Annotated in this window: 20 protein-coding genes; 14 read left to right on the top strand and 6 right to left on the bottom strand. The window is 70.3% G+C overall.

The features are described from left to right. Positions 1-15 precede the first annotated feature (15 nt). The 3 genes from ACYVO6_RS46550 to ACYVO6_RS46540 all read right to left on the bottom strand — a co-directional run bounded on the left by ACYVO6_RS46550 (position 16) and on the right by ACYVO6_RS46540 (position 3,654). Positions 16-2,403 (bottom strand): Tex family protein, encoded by a 2,388-nt coding sequence (locus ACYVO6_RS46550; RefSeq protein ID WP_461072571.1) that lies wholly within the window; start codon positions 2,401-2,403, stop codon positions 16-18. 139 nt (positions 2,404-2,542) lie between these two features. Beyond that, positions 2,543-2,686 carry an LPFR motif small protein gene (locus ACYVO6_RS46545; RefSeq protein ID WP_461072569.1) on the bottom strand — a complete coding sequence of 48 codons (144 nt, stop codon included), beginning with the start codon at positions 2,684-2,686 and terminating at the stop codon, positions 2,543-2,545. A gap of 101 nt (positions 2,687-2,787) precedes the next feature. Next, positions 2,788-3,654 carry an SCO6745 family protein gene (locus tag ACYVO6_RS46540; RefSeq protein ID WP_461072567.1) on the bottom strand — a complete coding sequence of 289 codons (867 nt, stop codon included), beginning with the start codon at positions 3,652-3,654 and terminating at the stop codon, positions 2,788-2,790. A 149-nt stretch (positions 3,655-3,803) separates the two neighbouring features. Between ACYVO6_RS46540 and ACYVO6_RS46535 the strand changes: the two genes are divergently transcribed. Both ACYVO6_RS46535 and ACYVO6_RS46530 read left to right on the top strand, forming a co-directional pair. Continuing rightward, complete coding sequence (locus ACYVO6_RS46535; RefSeq protein WP_461072565.1) at positions 3,804-4,763, top strand: GlxA family transcriptional regulator; 960 nt, start codon at positions 3,804-3,806, stop codon at positions 4,761-4,763. Between the two features lie 84 nt (positions 4,764-4,847). Beyond that, on the top strand, positions 4,848-5,483 hold the full coding sequence (locus tag ACYVO6_RS46530; RefSeq protein ID WP_461072563.1) for a DJ-1/PfpI family protein: 636 nt from the start codon (positions 4,848-4,850) through the stop codon (positions 5,481-5,483). Here ACYVO6_RS46530 and ACYVO6_RS46525 read toward each other — a convergent pair. Then, positions 5,470-6,234, bottom strand: coding sequence for an enoyl-CoA hydratase/isomerase family protein (locus ACYVO6_RS46525; protein WP_461072561.1), 765 nt, complete (start codon positions 6,232-6,234; stop codon positions 5,470-5,472). The two genes, ACYVO6_RS46530 and ACYVO6_RS46525, sit on opposite strands and share 14 nt — an antisense overlap. A gap of 212 nt (positions 6,235-6,446) precedes the next feature. Here ACYVO6_RS46525 and ACYVO6_RS46520 point away from each other — a divergent pair, with 212 nt between their 5' ends. After that, positions 6,447-6,956: an ATP-binding protein gene (locus ACYVO6_RS46520; RefSeq protein ID WP_461072691.1), complete on the top strand. Its 510-nt coding sequence runs from the start codon at positions 6,447-6,449 to the stop codon at positions 6,954-6,956. A 174-nt stretch (positions 6,957-7,130) separates the two neighbouring features. On the opposite strand, the gene idi is transcribed toward ACYVO6_RS46520, so the two are convergent. Together idi and galE are read right to left on the bottom strand one after the other, a co-directional pair. Further along, positions 7,131-7,724 (bottom strand): isopentenyl-diphosphate Delta-isomerase, encoded by a 594-nt coding sequence (gene idi / locus ACYVO6_RS46515; protein WP_461072559.1) that lies wholly within the window; start codon positions 7,722-7,724, stop codon positions 7,131-7,133. A gap of 363 nt (positions 7,725-8,087) precedes the next feature. Continuing rightward, positions 8,088-9,059 carry a UDP-glucose 4-epimerase GalE gene (galE, locus tag ACYVO6_RS46510; RefSeq protein ID WP_461072557.1) on the bottom strand — a complete coding sequence of 324 codons (972 nt, stop codon included), beginning with the start codon at positions 9,057-9,059 and terminating at the stop codon, positions 8,088-8,090. 291 nt (positions 9,060-9,350) lie between these two features. On the opposite strand from galE, the gene ACYVO6_RS46505 reads away from it, so the two are divergent. The 11 genes from ACYVO6_RS46505 (at position 9,351) to hpnE (ending at position 20,185) form a co-directional block, all read left to right on the top strand. Continuing rightward, positions 9,351-11,159 carry a DUF5941 domain-containing protein gene (locus tag ACYVO6_RS46505; protein WP_461072689.1) on the top strand — a complete coding sequence of 603 codons (1,809 nt, stop codon included), beginning with the start codon at positions 9,351-9,353 and terminating at the stop codon, positions 11,157-11,159. Further along, on the top strand, positions 11,156-11,908 hold the full coding sequence (locus ACYVO6_RS46500) for a phosphocholine cytidylyltransferase family protein (RefSeq protein ID WP_461072555.1): 753 nt from the start codon (positions 11,156-11,158) through the stop codon (positions 11,906-11,908). The genes ACYVO6_RS46505 and ACYVO6_RS46500 overlap by 4 nt, the downstream gene beginning before the upstream one ends. After that, positions 11,896-12,960: an iron-containing alcohol dehydrogenase family protein gene (locus ACYVO6_RS46495; RefSeq protein ID WP_461072553.1), complete on the top strand. Its 1,065-nt coding sequence runs from the start codon at positions 11,896-11,898 to the stop codon at positions 12,958-12,960. Before ACYVO6_RS46500 ends, ACYVO6_RS46495 begins: the two co-directional genes overlap by 13 nt. Further along, a complete protein-coding gene (locus ACYVO6_RS46490) occupies positions 12,938-13,717 on the top strand; it encodes a CDP-alcohol phosphatidyltransferase family protein (RefSeq protein ID WP_461072551.1) in 780 nt (259 codons plus the stop codon). The genes ACYVO6_RS46495 and ACYVO6_RS46490 overlap by 23 nt, the downstream gene beginning before the upstream one ends. Beyond that, the gene (locus tag ACYVO6_RS46485) at positions 13,714-14,598 is read left to right on the top strand and encodes a glycosyltransferase family 2 protein (RefSeq protein ID WP_461072549.1); all 885 of its coding nucleotides are present in this window, start codon (positions 13,714-13,716) and stop codon (positions 14,596-14,598) included. Before ACYVO6_RS46490 ends, ACYVO6_RS46485 begins: the two co-directional genes overlap by 4 nt. Before the next feature lie 95 nt (positions 14,599-14,693). Further along, complete coding sequence (locus ACYVO6_RS46480; RefSeq protein WP_461072547.1) at positions 14,694-15,623, top strand: ABC transporter permease; 930 nt, start codon at positions 14,694-14,696, stop codon at positions 15,621-15,623. After that, positions 15,616-16,398 (top strand): ABC transporter ATP-binding protein, encoded by a 783-nt coding sequence (locus tag ACYVO6_RS46475; protein WP_461072545.1) that lies wholly within the window; start codon positions 15,616-15,618, stop codon positions 16,396-16,398. The genes ACYVO6_RS46480 and ACYVO6_RS46475 overlap by 8 nt, the downstream gene beginning before the upstream one ends. A gap of 391 nt (positions 16,399-16,789) precedes the next feature. Continuing rightward, positions 16,790-17,674: a squalene synthase HpnC gene (hpnC, locus tag ACYVO6_RS46470; RefSeq protein ID WP_461072543.1), complete on the top strand. Its 885-nt coding sequence runs from the start codon at positions 16,790-16,792 to the stop codon at positions 17,672-17,674. Next, complete coding sequence (gene hpnD, locus ACYVO6_RS46465; protein WP_461072541.1) at positions 17,671-18,621, top strand: presqualene diphosphate synthase HpnD; 951 nt, start codon at positions 17,671-17,673, stop codon at positions 18,619-18,621. Before hpnC ends, hpnD begins: the two co-directional genes overlap by 4 nt. Further along, positions 18,621-18,761 carry a DUF6380 family protein gene (locus ACYVO6_RS46460; protein ID WP_352368468.1) on the top strand — a complete coding sequence of 47 codons (141 nt, stop codon included), beginning with the start codon at positions 18,621-18,623 and terminating at the stop codon, positions 18,759-18,761. The genes hpnD and ACYVO6_RS46460 overlap by 1 nt, the downstream gene beginning before the upstream one ends. Next, positions 18,758-20,185 carry a hydroxysqualene dehydroxylase HpnE gene (hpnE, locus tag ACYVO6_RS46455; protein WP_461072539.1) on the top strand — a complete coding sequence of 476 codons (1,428 nt, stop codon included), beginning with the start codon at positions 18,758-18,760 and terminating at the stop codon, positions 20,183-20,185. The genes ACYVO6_RS46460 and hpnE overlap by 4 nt, the downstream gene beginning before the upstream one ends. The last annotated feature ends 22 nt before the right edge of the window (positions 20,186-20,207 follow it).

The raw sequence follows: 20,207 nt of genomic DNA, 5'->3' as shown, positions 1-20,207 counted from the left end.
ACCCACCCGCACAGGTCACCCCCGACCCCGACCCCCCTTAGGGTCAACCAACCCCGCACGCCGCAGCGCATCCGCCATGGCACTGTTGCCTGGTGGCGGCGCCTGCCGCGACCCGCCACCACCACCGGCACCGCGCCCCTGCCGCTGCTGCCCCCGCTGCTGCTGCGACGCCCGCCCGCCACGCTGCGGGCGCCCACCGCTCCCCTGTTCCCCTTGCGGAGCAGCCTCGTCATCCAACCGCAGCGTCAGCGAAATCCGCTTCCGCGGAATATCGACGTCCAGCACCTTCACCTTGACGATGTCCCCGGGCTTCACCACATCCCGCGGATCCTTGACGAACGTCTTCGACATCGCGGACACATGTACAAGCCCGTCCTGGTGCACACCGACATCCACAAAGGCACCGAAGGCGGCCACGTTCGTGACGACTCCCTCCAGCACCATGCCGGAGGACAGGTCGGAGATCTTCTCCACGCCCTCCTTGAAGGTGGCCGTCTTGAAGGCCGGCCGAGGGTCACGCCCCGGCTTCTCCAGCTCCTTCAGGATGTCCGTCACCGTCGGCAGACCGAACGTCTCGTCCACGAAGTCGGTCGGCTTCAGCGAGCGCAGCACACTCGTGTTGCCGACCAGCGAGGCCACCTCACTGCCGGCCGTCTTCACCATCCGCCGCACCACGGGATACGCCTCCGGGTGCACGCTCGACGCGTCCAGCGGGTCGTCACCGCCCCGGATCCGCAGGAAGCCCGCGCACTGCTCGTACGCCTTCGGACCCAGCCGCGCCACGCTCTTCAGCTCCGACCGCGACTTGAACGGGCCGTTCGCGTCGCGGTGCGCCACGATGTTCTCCGCGAGTCCGGAGGTGATGCCGGAGACCCGGGAGAGCAGCGGTGTGGAGGCGGTGTTCACATCCACTCCGACGCCGTTCACACAGTCCTCGACCACCGCGTCCAGCGACCGTGACAGCTTCACCTCGGACAGGTCGTGCTGGTACTGACCGACGCCGATCGACTTCGGGTCGATCTTCACCAGCTCGGCGAGCGGGTCCTGCAGGCGCCGCGCGATGGAGACGGCGCCGCGCAGCGACACGTCCATGCCGGGCAGCTCCTGTGAGGCGAAGGCCGAGGCCGAGTAGACGGAGGCGCCGGCCTCGGACACCATCACCTTCGTGAGCTTCAACTCCGGGTGCTTGGCGATGAGTTCACCGGCGAGCTTGTCCGTCTCGCGGGACGCCGTGCCGTTGCCGATCGAGACCAGCTCGACCGCGTGCTCCTTGGCGAGCCGCGCGAGCTTGGCGATGGCCTCGTCCCACTTGTTCTGCGGGACGTGCGGGTAGATGACGTCCGTGGCGACGACCTTGCCGGTCGCGTCGACGACGGCCACCTTCACGCCCGTACGGAACCCGGGGTCGAGCCCCAGCGTCGCGCGCGTGCCCGCGGGGGCGGCGAGCAGCAGGTCGCGCAGGTTCGCCGCGAAGACGTTGACCGCCTCGTCCTCGGCGGCCGTCCGCAGCCGCATCCGCATGTCGATGCCGAGGTGCACGAGGATACGGGTGCGCCAGGCCCAACGGACCGTGTCCTGCAGCCACTTGTCGGCGGGTCGGCCCCGGTCGGCGATCGCGAAGCGGTGCGCGACGATTCCCTCGTACGACGAAGGCCCGTCCGTCGGCTCCTCGGGCTCCAGGACGAGGTCGAGGACCTCCTCCTTCTCCCCGCGCAGCATGGCGAGGACGCGGTGCGAGGGCAGCTCCGTGAAGGGCTCGGCGAAGTCGAAGTAGTCGGCGAACTTGGCGCCCGCCTCCTCCTTGCCCTCCCGCACCTTGGCCGCGAGCCGCCCGCGCACCCACATGCGCTCGCGCAGCTCGCCGATCAGGTCGGCGTCCTCCGAGAACCGCTCGGTGAGGATCGCGCGGGCACCGTCAAGGGCCGCCTGCGGGTCGGCCACGCCCTTGTCGGCGTCCACGAACGCCGCTGCCGCGGCCAGGGGATCGACGGACGGGTCGCCGAGCAGGCCCTCGGCCAACGGCTCAAGACCCGCCTCACGCGCGATCTGCGCCTTCGTCCGCCGCTTCGGCTTGAACGGCAGATAGATGTCCTCCAGGCGCGCCTTCGTCTCGGCGCCGCGGATCCGCGCCTCGAGCTCCTCGGTGAGCTTGCCCTGCTCGCGCACCGACTCGAGAATCGCCGTCCGCCGCTCCTCCAGCTCCCGCAGATAGCGCAGCCGCTCCTCGAGCGTGCGCAGCTGCGCGTCGTCGAGCATCTCGGTCGCTTCCTTGCGGTAGCGGGCGATGAAAGGCACCGTCGAACCGCCGTCGAGCAGCTCCACGGCAGCCTTGACCTGCCGCTCCCGTACGCCGAGCTCCTCGGCGATCCTGCCTTCGATGGACCCTACGAGGGGTGTCGTCACGATCCCGTACCGCCTTCTTCACTGAGGTTGCGCGGCAATTGTGGCAGGTGGCACCGACAACGGGGGATCAGGGCGGCGCCAGAACACGAGAAGAGCCGGACACGCTCTCGGCGCGGCCGGCTCCGGCGGGGGTCCGTGGTCAGACCCCGCGGGCCCGCCCGGTGCGTCGCGTCGAGTGCGAGGCGCCGCCGAACAGCCGGGCCAGGGCCCGGAACGGCAGCGTCACCACTGTGGCGAGCGCCGCGCCAATCTGTCGCAACACGTCAGCGATCGCACGGAGCACGTGCTTCTCCTTTCGTCTCCCGGCCCGTTCGGTCGCGGCCGGGGACATCCGGGTACCTCGGAGAACAGTTCTGATGCGCGGGCCTCCGGCGGTTGGGTTCCTCAGCCCTTGCCGATCATGTCCTCGGGAAACGCCCCCGCCGCGAGCGACGTCATGAGGAACCCCGTCGCCAGCTCCCGCAGGCGCTCCACGCGCGCCGCGCCCAAGTGCTCGTACGGGGCCCGGTCCAGACGGTCCGTGTCCGACTCGATGGCCCGGCGCAGGTCGACGCCGGCCGTCGTCAACTCGCCCTCGGCGTCGAGCAGTCCGCGCTCCCGGAGCCGGCCGGCCGCGGCGTCCCAGTCCTCCCGCCGCCAGCCCCGCGTGGCGAGGATCCACCTTGGCGACATGCCCTTGCCGGTCGCGGTGTGGCTCACCAGCGCCTCCACGGGGTCGAGTTCCGCGCCGAGCAGCACCGTGAGGTGCCCGTCTCCGCGGTGCTCGCGCAGCAGCGTGGCCGCGTGCCACAGGGCGAGGTGCGGTTCGTCGGGCACGGGCAGGTCCGCGTGCGCCGCGTACAACGGGCGCGCGGTTCGTACGCAGGCCTCGGTCGCCCGCAGCGCGAGCTGAGCCGCCTCGGCCATCTCCCGGGACCCGATCGCCTCGTCACCGAGCAGCCGCCGCAACGTCGCGTCGGCGGCACGCGCGCGTGCCGCGAGCACGTCCTGCGGCGACGCAGTGCGCCACACCTCGGGTACGTGCTTCGCCACCAGCTCGTGGCGGAAGTTGTAGAACGTCGCGGTCACCACACCCGCACCCACCGTCCCCATGGCCGCGGCCCGTGCCGCGAAGTACGCGGCATCGCGGTCGGCGACGCCGAGAGCGGCCAGTTCCCGCCCCAGGTCCGGCGAGAAGTAGTGCGCGGAGTGAAGCGGATTGAGGACGTTGTGGCAGCGCCGCCCGGCGCGCTCCTGCAGAGCACTGGTCATGGGCCGCAGGGTACCGACTGGTCGGTACAAACGGAATGCGGGGCGTCGATCCCCGTCGGCCGACTCGGTCGGCAAGGCCCTTCGACATGGCAGGAAAGGTGGGGTGCTCGTCATTGCGGCCGTCGCATCGCAGGCCAAGAATCGAGCACATGGCACCCCGAACCGTTCTCGTCGTCCTCTTCGAGGGCATCCAGAGTCTCGATGTCACGGGCCCCGTGGAGGTCTTCGCGGGCGCCGAGACCGGCCGCCCCGGGACGTACCGCATCCGCACGGCCACTCTGGACGGCGCCCCCGTGCGCGCCACGAGCGGCCTCACCCTGGTCCCGGACCACGCCCTCGCCGACGCACCCGTCCCGCACACCCTGCTCGTCCCGGGCGGCAACGGCACCCGGAACCCGGACCCGGACCTCGTCGCCTGGCTGCGTGAACACGGCCCGCGCGCGGAACGCCTGGTGTCCGTCTGCACCGGCGCGCTCCTGCTCGCCGCCGCGGGCCTCCTGGACGGCCGCCGGGCGACGACTCACTGGGCGTCCTGCGACGCGCTCGCCCGCGACCACCCGGCGATCGACGTCGACCCGGACCCCATCTTCGTACGCGACGGGAACGTGGCCACCTCGGCGGGAGTCACCTCCGGCATCGACCTCGCCCTCGCGCTCGTCGAGGAGGACCTCGGCCGGAAGACCGCCCTGGCCATCGCCCGCCATCTGGTCGTGTTCCTCCGACGCCCGGGAAACCAGGCGCAGTTCAGCGCCCAGCTCGCCGCGCAGACCGCCCAGCGCCAACCGCTCCGCGATGTCCAGCAGTGGATCAGCGAGCACCCCGGCGAGCAACTGACCGTCGAGTCGCTCGCCGCCCGCGCCAACCTCTCCCCGCGCCACTTCGCTCGCGCCTTCCAGACGGAGACGGGCATGACCCCGGGCCGGTACGTCGACCGCGTCCGCCTCGAACACGCCCGGCGTCTCCTGGAGGACACCGCCGACGGCATCGAGGAGATCTCCCGCACCTGCGGCTACGGCACCCCGGAGGCGATGCGCCGCGCCTTCCTACGGACCCTCGGTGCGGCCCCGGCGGAGTACCGCCGCCGCTTCCGCCCCGTGCCCGCCGACTGAAGCCACCGGCTGAGCTGACTCACTGAGCTCACCGGCCAACTCGTCGAACCCGACAGCCCGATCGACCCGACCGAAAGGACTCCGATGCAGATCGCCATCGTTCTCTTCGACCGCTTCACCGCCTTGGACGCCGTCGGCCCGTACGAGACCCTCGGCCGCCTCCCCGACGCGGAGACCGTCTTCGTGGCCGAGCAGACGGGCCCCATCCGCACCGACACGGGCGCCCTCGCGATCACCGCCGACAAGACCCTCGCCGAGGTTCCGAGCCCCGACATCGTCGTGGTCCCCGGAGGGCCGGGCCAGTTCTCGCAGATGGAGAACGAGACGCTCCTCGACTGGCTGCGCACCACCGACGCCACCAGCACCTGGACGACGTCCGTGTGCAGCGGCTCCCTGCTGCTGGCCGCGGCCGGACTGCTCGACGGCCGCCGCGCCACCTCCCACTGGCTGGTCCTCGACTTCCTCAAGCAGTACGGCGCCGAGCCGACGGGGGACAGGGTCGTGATCGACGGGAAGTACGTCACCGCGGCCGGGGTCTCCTCCGGCATCGACATGGGGCTCACCCTGGTCGGCAGGATCGCGGGCGACGAACACGCCCAGGCCGTACAGCTGTTGACGGAGTACGACCCGCAGCCGCCCTACGACGCGGGGTCCCCGCAGAAGGCGCCCGCGCATCTCGTCGAGGAGTTCCGCACCAACAGCCGCTTCAGCCTGGTGTAGTTCGGCCTGAGGCAGTCCAAGTGAAGTCCGGCTGACGGCGCTCCAGAAAAGCGGCGACGCCCTCCGCGGTGTCGCCGCTGCCGCGCGCCTGCTCGGCCCAGTACGCCTCCCGGTCCATGCGGCCGTCCGCGAACTCCTTCGCCGCGGCCTGCGTCAGCTGCGAGCGCGTGGCCAGTACGCGCGTGAACTCCGCGACCCGCTTGCCGAGTTCGCCCTCCGGCAGCACCTCGTCCACCAGGCCGGTCCGCAGCGCCCGCTCCGCATCGATCAACTCGCCCGAGAACAACAGGTACTTGGCGGTGGCGGGCCCCACCAGCGACACCAACCGCCGCGTGGACGAAGCCGCGTACACGATCCCCAGCTTCGCCGGAGTGATCCCGAACAGCGCGCCCTCGTCCACGAACCGCAGATCGCACGCCGCCGCGAGCTGGCATCCGCCGCCCACGCAGTGGCCGCGCACCGCGGCGAGCGTCGGCTTGGGAAAGGCGGCGAGCGCGTCCTCGGCGCGTACCGCCAGCCCTTGCGCCTTGTCGGCGGAGCCCCGCAGCGTCGAGATGTCGGCCCCGGCGCAGAAGGTCCCGCCTTCACCGGTGAGCACGAGCGCCCGTACGGCGGGATCGGCGGCCAGTGCGTCGAGCAGCGGTGGCAGCGCCGCCCACATGCCGGCCGTCATGGCATTGCGCTTCGCCGGATGGTGGATCACGACGGTGGCGACCCCGTCGGTGACGCTGTGCAACAACTGCGGCTCCATACGCCGGATGCTATCCGTACGCGTACAACCCGAAGAGTTCCGAATTCGGCACAAGAAGGGCAGGGAGCTGTCGCGCGGACCGTCGGTGTCGTACGAGGTCGGTCAGGAAACGCCGATTTTCGCTGACTTCTGTTCAGCTCTTGGGTATGCACCGCTGCGTTACCAACACTCGACATGTGGTGACAATCGAGCGCAAGGGTGGCGACCGGACGATGGACGACCATGGGCGGGGGCCCGGCCCACGCCCTGAAGGCGGCGGGGACACGAACGCCGGCAGAAGGCCGCCCGAGCCGCTGCCGTACGAGGGAGTCTGGCGGTTCACCGCTCCCTCCGTCGACGCCTCGGTGCCGCAGGCGCGGCACGCCGTCCGCGATCTGCTGGCCCGCCAGGGCGTGCCGGCCTCGGACGACCTCGTCCAGGGGCTATTGCTGATCGTCTCCGAGCTGGTGTCCAACGTGGTGCGGCACGCGGCGCTGCTCTCGCCGATGCTCGCCGTGGAGGTCGCCGTCGGCGCCGAGTGGGTGCGGGTCTCCGTCGAGGACAACCACCCCTACCGCCCGACCGCCCTGGAGGCCGACCACGCCCAGACCGGCGGCCGGGGCCTGCTCCTGGTGACCGAGATCACCAAGGAGGCGGGCGGCGTGTGCGACGTCGAACACACCGCGACCGGCGGCAAGGTCATCTGGGCCGCCCTGCCTCTCAAACCCGCGCCGGTGAGCTAAGCGGGTTTGCCGAAATCCGCTGCAGTACCGCACCCCGTCAGGGGCGCGGGGCGGTATCAATGTGCGGCTCCGCCGCGATGGGGGTCCCCCCGCTCGAGCGCAGCCGAGAGTGGGGGAGCGACCAGCCACCGACGGCCCGCACCTTTCGAACCGCATTTCCAGCGGAGCGTTTTGTCACCAGCCCGCGGTCGGGCCCGTCATCTCCCTTACCGCCGGGCGGGCCGCGTCCAGGACCGTCATGAACCAGGCGGAGAACGGGTCCCTGGCGTGCCGTTCCGTCAGCTCGGCGGCCGTCACGAAGGCTGTCGTGCCGACCTCCTCCGGGTCCGGCCGTGGCGGCGACTGGATCATGCCGACGAAGAGGTGGTTGAACTCCTGCTCCACCAGACCGGAGTGCGGGTCCGGGTGGTTGTAGCGGACCGTGCCCGCCTCGGCGAGCAGTGACGGCGAGACACCGAGTTCCTCGTGCGTGCGTCGCGCAGCCGCCGCGAAGGGCGCCTCACCGGGATAGGGGTGGCCGCAGCAGGTGTTGGACCAGACGCCGGGGGAGTGGTACTTGCCGAGCGCGCGCTGCTGCAACAGCAGCCGGCCCCGCTCGTCGAACAGGAACACCGAGAACGCCCGGTGCAGCTTCCCGGGCGGCTGATGCGCGGCGAGCTTCTCCGCGGTACCGATCGTCGTGCCGTCCTCGTCGACCAGTTCCAACAGGATCGCTTCGGGGGAGCCGTTCGGCGAGGTGTGCGTCGCGGTGCCACGTGTGATCGGCATACCCATCCTTCGCATCGGTCTACGAGCCCCAAGTCTGCCGTACTGAACCGGCACTCCTGACACCACGCGGTGTCCCGCTTGTCCGGTTCCGCCGCGCGGTCGAACTAAAGCGCTCCGCTGGAAATGCGGTACGAAGCTGCGGGTCCGTTGTGGCTGGTCGCTCCCCCACTCTCGGCTGCGCTCGAGCGGGGGGACCCCCATCGCGGCGGAGCCGCAAATTGATACAGCCCCGCGCCCCTGNNNGCGCCCCTGGAAGGGGCGCGGTACGGCACCAACCGCTCCCCACGCGCGCGTGCCGCCTCCAGCACAGCACGTACGACGGCCGCTCCGGCGCCCTGCTGCGCGAGTAGCCGGAGTGCGTAATCAGCCGCCGTGGCGGAGCCGCCAGCCCTGCCACGCCGACTCCACCATCTCGTGCACCCCGCGCCGCGCCGTCCAGCCCAGTTCCTCGGCGGCCAGCGCGGCCGAGGCCACCGCGCGCGGGGCGTCGCCCGGGCGGCGCGGCTCGACGATCGCGGGGCGGGTGTCGCCGGCGACCTCGCCGATGAGCGTCACGAGCTCGCGTACCGAAACACCCTCACCGCGGCCGATGTTCACCGTCAGATCGCCCGCCGCGCCGGCCTCGGCCAGCCGCCGGGCCGCCGCGAGGTGTGCCTCGGCGAGATCGGCGACGTGGATGTAGTCACGTACGCAGGTGCCGTCCGACGTCGGATAGTCGGCGCCGAAGATCCGCGGGGCCTCGTCGCGGGTGAGCCGGTCGAAGACCATCGGGACGACGTTGAAGACGCCGGTGTCGGCCAGTTCGGGTGCCGCCGCGCCCGCCACGTTGAAGTAGCGCAGGCACACGGTCGCGATGCCGTGCGCCCGGCCCGCCGCGCGCACCAGCCACTCACCGGTGAGCTTCGTCTCGCCGTACGGGCTCATCGGGGCGCAGGGGGTGTCCTCCGTGATGAGGTCCACATCCGGGTTGCCGTAGACCGCCGCGGACGAGGAGAAGAGGAAGCGCTCGATGCCCGCCTCGGCGACCGCTTCGAGGAGGGTGGCGAGGCCGCCGACGTTCTCCTGGTAGTAGCGCGTGGGCTGGGCCATGGACTCGCCAACCTGTTTGCGGGCGGCGAGATGCACCACTCCCGTCACCGTGTGTTCAGCGAACGTCCGCTTCAGTAGCTCGCCGTCGAGCGATGAGCCCTGAATGAGAGGGATGTCCGACGGTAGCCGGTGGGGAACGCCGGCCGAGAGATCGTCGAGCGCGATGACCCGCTCTCCCGCATCGGCCATGATCCGCGCCACATGCGCACCGATATAGCCGGCTCCGCCGGTAATCAGCCATGTCATGGTCCTTCACCCTATGCCGGACGGATCGGCTCCGGTGCGGGCCGGGATTCTTGCCCTGAAAAGCGCCGTTCTGGGACCGTGATTTGGGGTGCGGGGCCCTGATCCTTGATGATGATCGCAGCGGACGCGGCATACAGATCATGCTGATCGGGCCGTGAACAGGCGGTGAACGGCAGCTTCCCATCATCCGATAGCCTCTGCCGACACGCCGCCCGGGGCCCCGCCCGGGGCGCCCCCATCGCGCACATGCCCGGCGCCACGGACGCGTCGGAACCCAGGGAGTGAGTTCGTCTGTCGACCGCCATCCTCACCGGTCAGCCGGTCCCCGGATCGTCGCTCGAGGGCGATCTGCGGTCGCTCGGCTTCGACGTGCGGGTCGCCTCCGACGCGGCCGGCGCCGAGACGCTCCTCGCCGCCGTACCCGCTGACCAGCGGGTCGCCGTCGTCGACGCCCGCTTCGTGGGCCACGTCCACGCGCTGCGCCTCGGGCTCACCGACCCCCGTTTCGCCGCCGCCGCGATCCCCGGCGCGGTGACCGTCCGCCCCGCCGCCCGTCCCGCGCTGGACCGCGCGCTGCGCACGGCCGCCGGTGACGCCTCGAACGGCTCCGTGGTCGTCGGCATCGTCGCCGACCGCGTCGCCGAGCTGCTCGACACCGAACTGCACCGCCCCGAACTCGGCGAACTCGTCGCCGAGGTCCCCCGCGACCCGCAGGCCCGCAACGAAGCCCGGCAGGCCGTGGCCGCCCTCGACGACGAGGCGATCAGGCTGCGTACGGCTGTGAAGTCCCGCGACGGCTTCTTCACCACGTACTTCATCAGCCCGTACTCCCGCTATCTCGCCCGCTGGTGCGCCCGCCGCGGTCTGACCCCGAACCAGGTCACCACGGCCTCACTGCTCACCGCGCTCATCGCGGCGGGCTGTGCGGCGACAGGTACCCGCGCCGGCTTCGTCACCGCCGGACTGCTGCTGCTCTTCTCCTTCGTCCTGGACTGCACGGACGGACAGCTCGCCCGCTATTCGCTGCAGTACTCGACGCTGGGCGCCTGGCTCGACGCGACCTTCGACCGCGCCAAGGAGTACGCCTACTACGCGGGCCTCGCGCTCGGCGCGGCCCGCGGCGGTGATGACGTATGGGCCCTCGCCCTCGGCGCGATGGTTTTGCAGACCTGTCGACATGTCGTCGACTTCTCCTTCAACGAGGCGAATCACGACGCCACCGCCAACACCAGCCCCACAGCAGCCCTTTCGGGTCGGCTCGACAGCGTCGGCTGGACCGTCTGGCTGCGCCGGATGATCGTCCTGCCGATCGGCGAGCGCTGGGCGATGATCGCCGTCCTCACGGCGGTCACCACTCCGCGTATCACCTTCTACGCGCTGCTCATCGGGTGCGCGTTCGCGGCGACTTACACCACGGCGGGCCGCGTTCTGCGGTCCCTGACGCGCAAAGCCCACCGCACCGACCGGGCGGCGCGGGCGCTGGCGGACCTTGCGGACAGCGGCGCGGTCGCCGAGCTGCTGGCAGGGCTGTTGAAGAAGCTGCCCGCCAAGCCGCCGTTCGGAGCGCGTGTTCTCGTCGCGCTGCCCGGCGCTGTGATCCTCGTCGCCGCCGCCTGGCTTGAGCCGTACGGCAGTTGGCTGCCCGTCCTCGCCGCCGGCCTCTACACGCTGACCTCGGCCGCGGCCGTCGCCCTGCCCCTCAAGGGCGCCCTCGACTGGCTTGTTCCACCCGTGTTCCGTGCGGCCGAATACGTCACCGTCCTGGTACTGGCAGCCAAAGCCGAAGTAAACGGAGTCCTTCCAGCGGCTTTCGGGCTGGTGGGCGCCGTCGCCTACCATCACTACGACACGGTGTACCGCATCCGCGGCAATGCCGGCGCGCCGCCGAACTGGCTGGTGCGGGCGATCGGCGGGCACGAAGGCAGGACGCTGCTGGTCACCGTTCTGGCCGCGCTGCTCGCCGCCACTGATTTCAAGGTCGCGCTCACGGCGCTCGCCGTGGCCGTGGCCCTCGTGGTGCTCGCCGAGAGCATCCGCTTCTGGGTGACCGCCCACAAACTTGGCGCACCCGCCGTACACGATGAAGGAGAACCCGCATGATCGGCCTCGTGCTGGCGGCTGGCGCCGGACGGCGTCTGCGCCCCTATACGGACACCCTGCCCAAGGCGCTGGTGCCGGTGGGCCCGGAAGGCAACGAGGACAGCATCACCGTGCTCGACCTCACCCTCGGCAACTTCGCCGAGATCGGCCTGACCGAGGTCGCGATCATCGTCGGCTACCGCAAGGAGGCCGTCTACGAGCGCCGCGAGGCCCTCGAGCAGAAGTACGGCGTCAAGATCACCCTCATCGACAACGACAAGGCCGAGGAGTGGAACAACGCCTACTCCCTGTGGTGCGGCCGTGACGCCATCAAGCACTCGGTGATCCTCGCCAACGGCGACACCGTGCACCCGGTCTCCGTCGAGAAGACCCTGCTCGCCGCCCGCGGCGACGGCAAGAAGATCATCCTCGCCCTCGACACGGTGAAGTCCCTCGCCGACGAGGAGATGAAGGTCGTCGTCGGCCCCGAGGGCGGCATGACGAAGATCACCAAGCTGATGGACCCGGCCGAGGCGACCGGTGAGTACATCGGCGTCACCCTCATCGAGGGCGAGGCCGCCGACGAGCTGGCCGACGCCCTGAAGACGGTCTTCGAGACCGACCCGCAGCAGTTCTACGAGCACGGCTACCAGGAGCTCGTGAACCGCGGTTTCCGCATCGACGTCGCCCCCATCGGCGACGTCAAGTGGGTCGAGATCGACAACCACGAGGACCTTGCCAAGGGGCGTGTGATCGCGTGCCAGTACTGACGAGGCTCATTCCTTCGCCCGTCGTCGTCGACATCAACGCCGGTGCCCTGGACGACCTGGCGGTCGTGCTGGCCGATCAGCGGATCTCCGCCTCCGGCAAGCTGGCGATCGCCATAAGCGGGGGTTCGGGACAGGCGCTGCGCGAGCGGCTCGAGCCGGTCCTGCCCGGAGCCGACTGGTACCCCGTCGCCGACGGCACCATCGATTCGGCGGTGAAGCTTGCCGACGACATCAAGGGCAAGCAGCGCTACGACGCCGTGGTGGGACTCGGCGGCGGAAAGATCATCGATGTGGCGAAGTACGCGGCGGCACGAGTCGGGCTGCCCATGGTGGCCGTGGCCACCAACCTTTCCCACGACGGACTGTGCTCGCCGGTGTCCATCCTGGACAACGACAACGGCCGCGGCTCCTACGGAGTACCGACGCCGATCGCGATGGTGATCGACCTCGACATCATCCGCGAGGCTCCCATCCGCTTCGTACGCTCCGGCGTCGGCGACGCGATCTCCAACATCTCGGCGATCGCCGACTGGGAGCTCTCGCACAAGATCCATGGGGAGCCCGTGGACGGGCTGGCGGCGGCGATGGCCCGGACCGCCGGCGAGTCGGTGCTGCGACACCCGGGCGGCGCCGGGGACGACGAGTTCCTCACGGTGCTGGCCGAGGCCCTGGTGCTCTCCGGCATCGCGATGTCGATCAGCGGTGACACCCGGCCCTCCTCCGGGGCCTGCCATGAGATCAGCCACGCCTTCGACCTGCTCTACCCGAAGCGGGCCGCGAGCCACGGCGAGCAGGTTGGTCTGGGAGCTGCCTTCGCCATGCACCTGCGCGGCGCCCACGAGCAGTCCGGCTACTTCGCCCAGGTACTGCGCAGGCACGGTCTGCCGGTGCTGCCGGAGGAAATCGGGTTCAGCGTGGACGAGTTCGTCAGGGCCGTCGAATACGCGCCGCAGACCCGGCCGGGCCGTTTCACGATCCTCGAGCACCTCGACCTGTCCACCGACCAGATCAGGGACGCATACGCCGACTATGCAAAAGCCATCGGTAGCTGAGCTCCGGCCGGTCGTGCACCCCCCGGGTGTGAAGGACCGGCGGAGCGGCGAGCACTGGGCCGGCCGGCTCTATATGCGCGAGCTGTCGCTGCGTATCGACCGGCACCTGGTGAACACGCGGGTCACGCCCAACCAGCTGACCTACCTGATGACCGTCTTCGGCGTCCTCGCCGCCCCGGCCCTGCTGGTGCCGGGCATCCCGGGCGCAGTGCTCGGCGTGCTGATGGTGCAGCTCTACCTGCTGTTCGACTGCGTCGACGGCGAGATCGCCCGCTGGCGGAAGCAGTACTCGATCGCCGGGGTCTACGTGGACCGCGTCGGCGCCTACCTGTGCGATGCCGCGGTCCTTGTCGGCTTCGGACTGCGCGCCGCCGACCTGTGGGGCTCCGGGCGGATCGACTGGCTGTGGGCCTTCCTCGGCACCCTCGCCGCCCTCGGCGCGATCCTGATCAAGGCCGAGACCGACCTCGTAGGCGTCGCCCGGCACCAGACTGGCAAGCCGCCGGTCCAGGAGTCGGCCGCCGAGCCGCGTTCCTCCGGGATGGCGCTGGCCCGTAAGGCCGCCGCCGCGCTGAAGTTCCACCGGCTCGTCCTCGGCGTCGAGGCGTCCCTGCTGATCCTGGTCCTGGCGGTCCTGGACACGGTCAGGGACGACCTGTTCTTCTCGCGGCTCGGCGTCGCCGTGCTGGCCGGCATCGCGATCCTGCAGACCCTGCTGCACCTGGTGTCCATCCTGGCGTCGAGCAGGCTGAAGTGACGTCCGCCATGAAGGTCGGCGCGGTGATCATCACCATGGGCAACCGCCCCGACGAACTCCGCGCCCTCCTCGACTCGGTCGCCAAGCAGGACGGCGACCCGGTCGAGGTGGTCGTGATCGGCAACGGCTCCCCGGTCCCGGAGGTCCCCGAGGGCGTCCGTACCGTCGAGCTGCCCGAGAACCTCGGCATCCCCGGCGGCCGCAACGTCGGCATCGAGGCCTTCGGCCCCGGCGGCACGGATGTCGACATCCTGCTCTTCCTGGACGACGACGGCCTGCTCGCCCGCAACGACACCGCCGAGCTGTGCCGCCAGGCCTTCGAGGCCGACCCGAAGCTCGGGATCATCAGCTTCCGCATCGCCGACCCCGACACCGGCTCCACCCAGCGCCGCCACGTCCCGCGCCTGCGCGCCGCCGACCCGATGCGCAACTCCCGCGTCACCACCTTCCTCGGCGGCGCCAACGCGGTCCGTACGAAGGTCTTCGCCGAGGTCGGCGGGCTGCCCGACGAGTTCTTCTACGCCCATGAGGAGACCGACCTCGCCTGGCGCGCCCTCGACGCCGGCTGGATGATCGACTACCGCGCGGACATGGTGCTCCACCACCCCACGACCGCCCCCTCCCGGCATGCCGTCTACCACCGCATGGTGGCCCGCAACCGCGTCTGGCTCGCCCGCCGCAATCTGCCCGCCCCGCTGGTCCCCGTATACCTCGGCGTCTGGATGCTGCTCACCCTCGCCCGCCGCCCCTCGCGACCTGCGCTGAAGGCCTGGTTCGGCGGCTTCAAGGAGGGCTGGACCACCGCCTGCGGCCCCCGGCACCCCATGAAGTGGCGTACGGTATGGCGCCTGACTCGACTGGGCCGCCCACCCGTCATCTGACAAGCTCGGTATCTGAGAGCATTCGGCGGTACCCGGCCCTGGCTCCTGCCTCGGCCCGACCAGGCTGCGCACATTGAGGACGAAAGTTTCCATCTGTGAGTGAGACAACGCATGACGGGTCAGTCGCGGTGAGTGCCCCCCCGTCGCCCGATGACGGGCTTTCCGCGGCGGACCTCGCCGCCAAGTACGGGCTCTCCGTGAGCGGTGCCCGGCCCGGACTCGTCGAGTACGTCCGCCAGCTCTGGGGACGGCGTCACTTCATCCTCGCCTTCTCCCAGGCGAAGCTCACCGCCCAGTACAGCCAGGCGAAGCTCGGCCAGCTGTGGCAGGTGGCGACGCCCCTGCTGAACGCGCTCGTGTACTTCCTGGTCTTCGGGCTGATCCTGGGGGCCGACCGCGGCATGGGCCGTGACGTCTACATCCCGTTCCTGGTGACCGGAGTCTTCGTCTTCACCTTCACCCAGAGCTCGGTGATGGCCGGAGTGCGGGCGATCGCCGGAAACCTCGGCCTTGTCCGTGCGCTGCACTTCCCGCGCGCCGCGCTGCCCGTCTCCTTCTCGCTGCAGCAGCTCCAGCAACTGCTCTTCTCGATGATCGTGCTGTTCGCGGTGGCGATCGGATTCGGCAGCTACCCGAGACTGTCCTGGGTGCTGATCCTCCCGGTCCTTGTCCTGCAGTTCCTCTTCAACACCGGTCTCGCGATGATCATGGCCCGGATGGGATCCAAGACCCCGGACCTCGCGCAGCTGATGCCGTTCGTGATGCGTACGTGGATGTACGCGTCCGGTGTCATGTTCTCCATCCCGGTGATGCTGAAGGACAAGCCCGCCTGGATCGCCGACATCCTCCAGTGGAATCCGGCCGCCATCTACATGGACCTGATGCGCTTCGCGCTGATCGACGGTTACGGCCGAGAGAACCTGCCCCCGCACGTCTGGGCGGTCGCCCTCGGCTGGTCCCTCCTCGTCGCCGTCGGCGGGTTCGTGTACTTCTGGAAGGCGGAGGAGCGGTACGGCCGTGGCTGAGCAGATCACCGACACCCGGATCCCCACCGTCATCGCGGACGACCTGCACATCGTCTACCGCGTCAACGGCGCCAAGACCGGCAAGGGCAGCGCCACCGCCGCCCTCAGCCGCATACTCAAGCGAGGCGGCGAGGAGCGCGGCGTGCGCAAGGTGCACGCCGTGCGCGGCGTCTCCTTCATCGCCTACCGCGGCGAGGCCATCGGCCTGATCGGCTCCAACGGCTCCGGCAAGTCCACGCTGCTGCGCGCCATCGCCGGACTGCTGCCCGCCGAGGAGGGCAAGGTCTACACCGACGGCCAGCCCTCGCTCCTCGGCGTGAACGCGGCCCTGATGAACGATCTGACCGGCGAGCGGAACGTCATCCTCGGCGGCCTCGCGATGGGCATGTCCCGCGAGCAGATCCGCGAGCGCTACCAGGAGATCGTCGACTTCTCCGGCATCAACGAGAAGGGCGACTTCATCACGCTGCCCATGCGGACGTACTCCTCCGGCATGGCCGCCCGCCTGCGGTTTTCCATCGCCGCCGCCAAGGACCACGATGTCCTGATGATCGACGAGGCGCTCGCGACCGGCGACCGCTCCTTCCAGAAGCGCTCCGAAGCCCGCATCCGCGAGCTGCGCAAGCACGCGGGCACGGTGTTCCTCGTCAGTCACAACAACAAGTCGATCCGGGACACCTGCGACCGCGTCCTGTGGCTGGAGCGCGGCGAGCTGCGCATGGACGGCCCGACCGACGAGGTCCTCAAGGAGTACGAGAAGTTCACCGGCAAGTAGCCCTGGCCACACCCTCCCGACCCCGCCGGAACGCTTCGGCGGGGTCCCTCGTGCAAGGTTCGAGCAGGGGACGATCAAGCCGGGCAAAGAGGAAGCCAACTCTGGTTCGCCGCAGGAAGCTTGACGCCAATCGGTGCGTTGTTGTGATGTGCAGGACACCCAGGCGAAGCGCGGAACGTTGTACAACGTAAGCTGTACCGGTGCTTATTCGCGGCAAGTAGGGCCATAATGCGCGAGACCGGCGCCGGGCGCAGGCGCGGACGTCCGGGTGGCGTGTCCGAAATGGGCGCTTATTGGGTCAGCGGTGTAGAACGGGAGACGTGACGGCAATGGCTACGGAAACTCTCCAGCTCCGCGAAGCGTGTGCCGTCCCCGTGCCGGGCAGCGAGCGGTGACGGCAGCCGGCACGGCGCGCGCCACCCTCGACAAGGCCGCGTACGAGAACTTCCCCGTGGCCCCCTTCTTCCTGCCCAGGGCCTGGCGCACCGACCTCATGGCCGTGTACGGCTTTGCCCGTCTCGTCGACGACATCGGCGACGGCGACCTGGCCCCCGGCGGAGCCGACGCCCGTCTGCTCGGCGTGTCCCCCGAGCAGGCCGAGGACCGTCTGGTCCTCCTCGACGCCTTCGAGGCCGACCTCCGCAGGGTCTTCGAGGCGACCCCGCGCCACCCGCTCCTGCGCCGCCTCCAGCCGACGATCCGCCGTGCCGACCTCAGCCCCGAGCCGTTCCTCGGTCTGATCGCGGCCAACCGCCAGGACCAGCTCGTCAAGCGGTACGAGACGTACGACGACCTGCTCGCCTACTGCGAGCTGTCCGCCAACCCGGTCGGCCGCCTCGTCCTCGCCGTCACCGGCACCTCGACGCCCGAGCGGGTGCGCCGCTCCGACGCCGTCTGCACGGCGCTCCAGATCGTCGAGCACCTCCAGGACGTCAGCGAGGACCTCGGCCGCGACCGCGTCTATCTGCCCGCCGAGGACATGAAGCGCTTCCATGTCCAGGAGGCGGATCTCGCCATGGCCACAGCAGGCGCATCGGTGCGCGCGCTGGTTGCGTACGAAGCAGAACGCGCCCGGAACCTCCTGAATGAAGGCACCCCCCTCGTGGGTAGCGTCCACGGCAGGCTGAGGCTGCTGCTCGCCGGATTCGTGGCAGGGGGGAAGGCGGCAATCCACGCGATGGTCGCCGCCGAATACGACGTACTTCCCGGCCCGCCCAAACCCGGCAAGCTCCGGCTGCTGCGCGAGGCGGGCATGACTCTGCGAGGAGAGGGGTGATCCGGACCGTGGAGTCTCCGTCACACGTGTCCGCACCGGTACTCGCCGCATACAGCTACTGCGAGGCAGTGACCGGACAGCAGGCCCGTAACTTCGCGTACGGCATCAGACTCCTGCCGACGCACAAGCGCCGAGCGATGTCGGCGCTTTACGCGTTTTCGCGACGTGTCGACGACATCGGCGACGGCGCGCTCGCGCCCGAGGTCAAGGCGGCCCGCCTGGAGGACACCCGGGCGCTGCTCGCCCGGGTCCGGGACCGCTCCGTGGCCGAGGACGACACCGACCCGGTCGCGGTCGCCCTCAGCCACACCGCGGACCACTTCCCCATTCCGCTCGACGGCCTCGACGAACTCATCGACGGCGTCCTGATGGACGTACGCGGCGAGACTTACGAGACCTGGGACGACCTGAAGGTCTACTGCCGCTGTGTGGCCGGGGCGATCGGGCGGCTTTCGCTCGGCGTGTTCGGCACGGAACCGGGGGCGCGCGGAGCCGAGCGCGCGCCCGAGTACGCCGACACACTCGGCCTCGCGCTCCAACTCACCAACATTCTCAGGGACGTTCGCGAGGACGCCGAGGGCGGGCGGACCTATCTGCCCGCGGACGACCTCGCCAAGTTCGGCTGCTCGGCCGGATTCAAGGGAACCAAGCCACCAGAGGGCTCCGACTTCGCGGGCCTGGTGCACTTCGAGGTGCGCAGGGCCCGCACACTTTTCGCGGAGGGCTACCGCCTGCTGCCCATGCTGGACCGACGCAGCGGCGCCTGCGTCGCCGCGATGGCCGGCATCTACCGCCGCCTGCTCGACCGCATCGAGCGCGATCCGGAGGCGGTTCTGCGCGGCCGTGTCGCGCTGCCCGGACGCGAGAAGGCGTACGTCGCCATGCGCGGCCTCTCCGGCCTCGACGCCCGGCATGTCTCCCGCCGGACCGTCAGGAGGCGCGCCTGATGGACACTCTGGGCCAAGGTGACACAACTCCCGGGAAACGGTGCGCAACCCTCCGGTCTGCGACAGCGTCCCTGACTTCAACGGCCTGCCGCGCACCGCTCCATCGCCACGGCACGGCCGCGGGGGAGGGCGCACGATGAGCGACACCACACAGGCCGAGGGATACGACGCGGACCGACCAGGCCGCCCCGAGAGGGAGGCGGTCGTGGTCGGCGGCGGGCTCGCCGGCATCACCGCCGCGCTGGCACTCGCCGACGCGGGCGTACGCGTCACGCTGCTCGAAGGCCGGCCACGACTCGGCGGGCTCGCCTTCTCCTTCCAGCGCGGCAAGCTCACCGTGGACAACGGCCAGCATGTGTACCTGCGCTGCTGCACGGCGTACCGCTGGTTTCTCGACCGTGTCGACGGAGCCGAACTCGCACCGCTCCAGGACCGGCTCGACGTGCCCGTACTCGACCTGGCGAAACGGGCAGGCAGCCGGCTCGGCAGACTACGACGCGACGCGCTGCCCGTACCGCTGCATCTCGGACGCAGCCTCGCGACCTACCCGCATCTCTCGCTCGCCGAGCGCGCCAAGGTCGGACGTGCCGCGCTCGCGCTCAAGGCACTCGACCTCGCCGACCCGGCCCTCGACACCGAGGACTTCGGCAACTGGCTGACCCGGCACGGTCAGTCGGCGCGTGCCGTCGAAGCACTGTGGGACCTCGTCGGGGTCGCCACCCTCAACGCGGTGGCCGGCGACGCCTCGCTCGGACTCGCCGCGATGGTGTTCAAGACCGGTCTGCTGTCCGACCCGGGCGCGGCCGACATCGGCTGGGCGCGCGTCCCGCTGGGCGAACTGCATGACCAGAGGGCGCGCAAGGCGCTCGACTCCGCGGGCGTCCGTACCGAACTGAGAACACGCGTCACCTCCATCTCCCCACACGAGAACGGACGTTGGCGGGTTCAGGTTCCCGGCGAGACACTCCACGCCGACGCGGTCGTCCTCGCCGTCCCCCAGCGCGAGACCCACGATCTGCTGCCCGAGGGCGCGCTCGACGCCCCCGAGCGGCTGCTCGCGATCGGCACCGCGCCCATCCTCAACATCCATGTCGTGTACGACCGCAAGGTGCTCAGTAAGCCGTTCTTCGCCGCGCTCGGCACCCCCGTGCAGTGGGTCTTCGACCGGACCGAGGCATCCGGCCTCTCCGAAGGCCAGTACCTCGCACTGTCGCAGTCGGCCGCACGGGACGAGATCGACGCACCCGTCTCGGAGCTGCGCGAGCGCTATCTGCCGGAGCTGGAGCGGCTGCTGCCGGGCACGCGCGGCGCCGAGGTACGGGACTTCTTCGTGACCAGGGAGCGCACTGCGACGTTCGCCCCCACCCCAGGCGTCGGGCGGCTGCGGCCCGGCGCCCGCACCAAGGCACCCGGCCTCTACCTGGCCGGAGCGTGGACCGCCACAGGGTGGCCCGCGACCATGGAGAGTGCGGTCCGCAGTGGCGTGAGTGCGGCCGGTGCCGCGCTGAGCGCCCTGGGCCGGCCTCGCGATCATCTCTTCGAGCTCTTCGAGGAGGCGGCGTGACGCTCTACCCGAGCAGAGCAGG

The organism is Streptomyces pseudoechinosporeus (genome assembly GCF_054783935.1).
Note: the sequence above shows the minus strand (reverse complement) of the source record. Positions and strands in the feature narration are given on the sequence as shown.

What these genes read in the sequence shown, in the direction of transcription:
- ACYVO6_RS46460 (WP_352368468.1), top strand. Translation starts at nt 18,621, where the DNA reads ATGGACACTCTGGGCCAAGGTGACACAACTCCCGGGAAACGGTGCGCA.
- ACYVO6_RS46490 (WP_461072551.1), top strand. Translation starts at nt 12,938, where the DNA reads ATGCAAAAGCCATCGGTAGCTGAGCTCCGGCCGGTCGTGCACCCCCCG.
- ACYVO6_RS46540 (WP_461072567.1), bottom strand. Translation starts at nt 3,654, where the DNA reads ATGACCAGTGCTCTGCAGGAGCGCGCCGGGCGGCGCTGCCACAACGTC.
- galE (WP_461072557.1), bottom strand. Translation starts at nt 9,059, where the DNA reads ATGACATGGCTGATTACCGGCGGAGCCGGCTATATCGGTGCGCATGTG.
- ACYVO6_RS46520 (WP_461072691.1), top strand. Translation starts at nt 6,447, where the DNA reads ATGGACGACCATGGGCGGGGGCCCGGCCCACGCCCTGAAGGCGGCGGG.
- idi (WP_461072559.1), bottom strand. Translation starts at nt 7,724, where the DNA reads ATGCCGATCACACGTGGCACCGCGACGCACACCTCGCCGAACGGCTCC.
- ACYVO6_RS46530 (WP_461072563.1), top strand. Translation starts at nt 4,848, where the DNA reads ATGCAGATCGCCATCGTTCTCTTCGACCGCTTCACCGCCTTGGACGCC.
- hpnE (WP_461072539.1), top strand. Translation starts at nt 18,758, where the DNA reads ATGAGCGACACCACACAGGCCGAGGGATACGACGCGGACCGACCAGGC.
- ACYVO6_RS46525 (WP_461072561.1), bottom strand. Translation starts at nt 6,234, where the DNA reads ATGGAGCCGCAGTTGTTGCACAGCGTCACCGACGGGGTCGCCACCGTC.
- ACYVO6_RS46500 (WP_461072555.1), top strand. Translation starts at nt 11,156, where the DNA reads ATGATCGGCCTCGTGCTGGCGGCTGGCGCCGGACGGCGTCTGCGCCCC.
- ACYVO6_RS46535 (WP_461072565.1), top strand. Translation starts at nt 3,804, where the DNA reads ATGGCACCCCGAACCGTTCTCGTCGTCCTCTTCGAGGGCATCCAGAGT.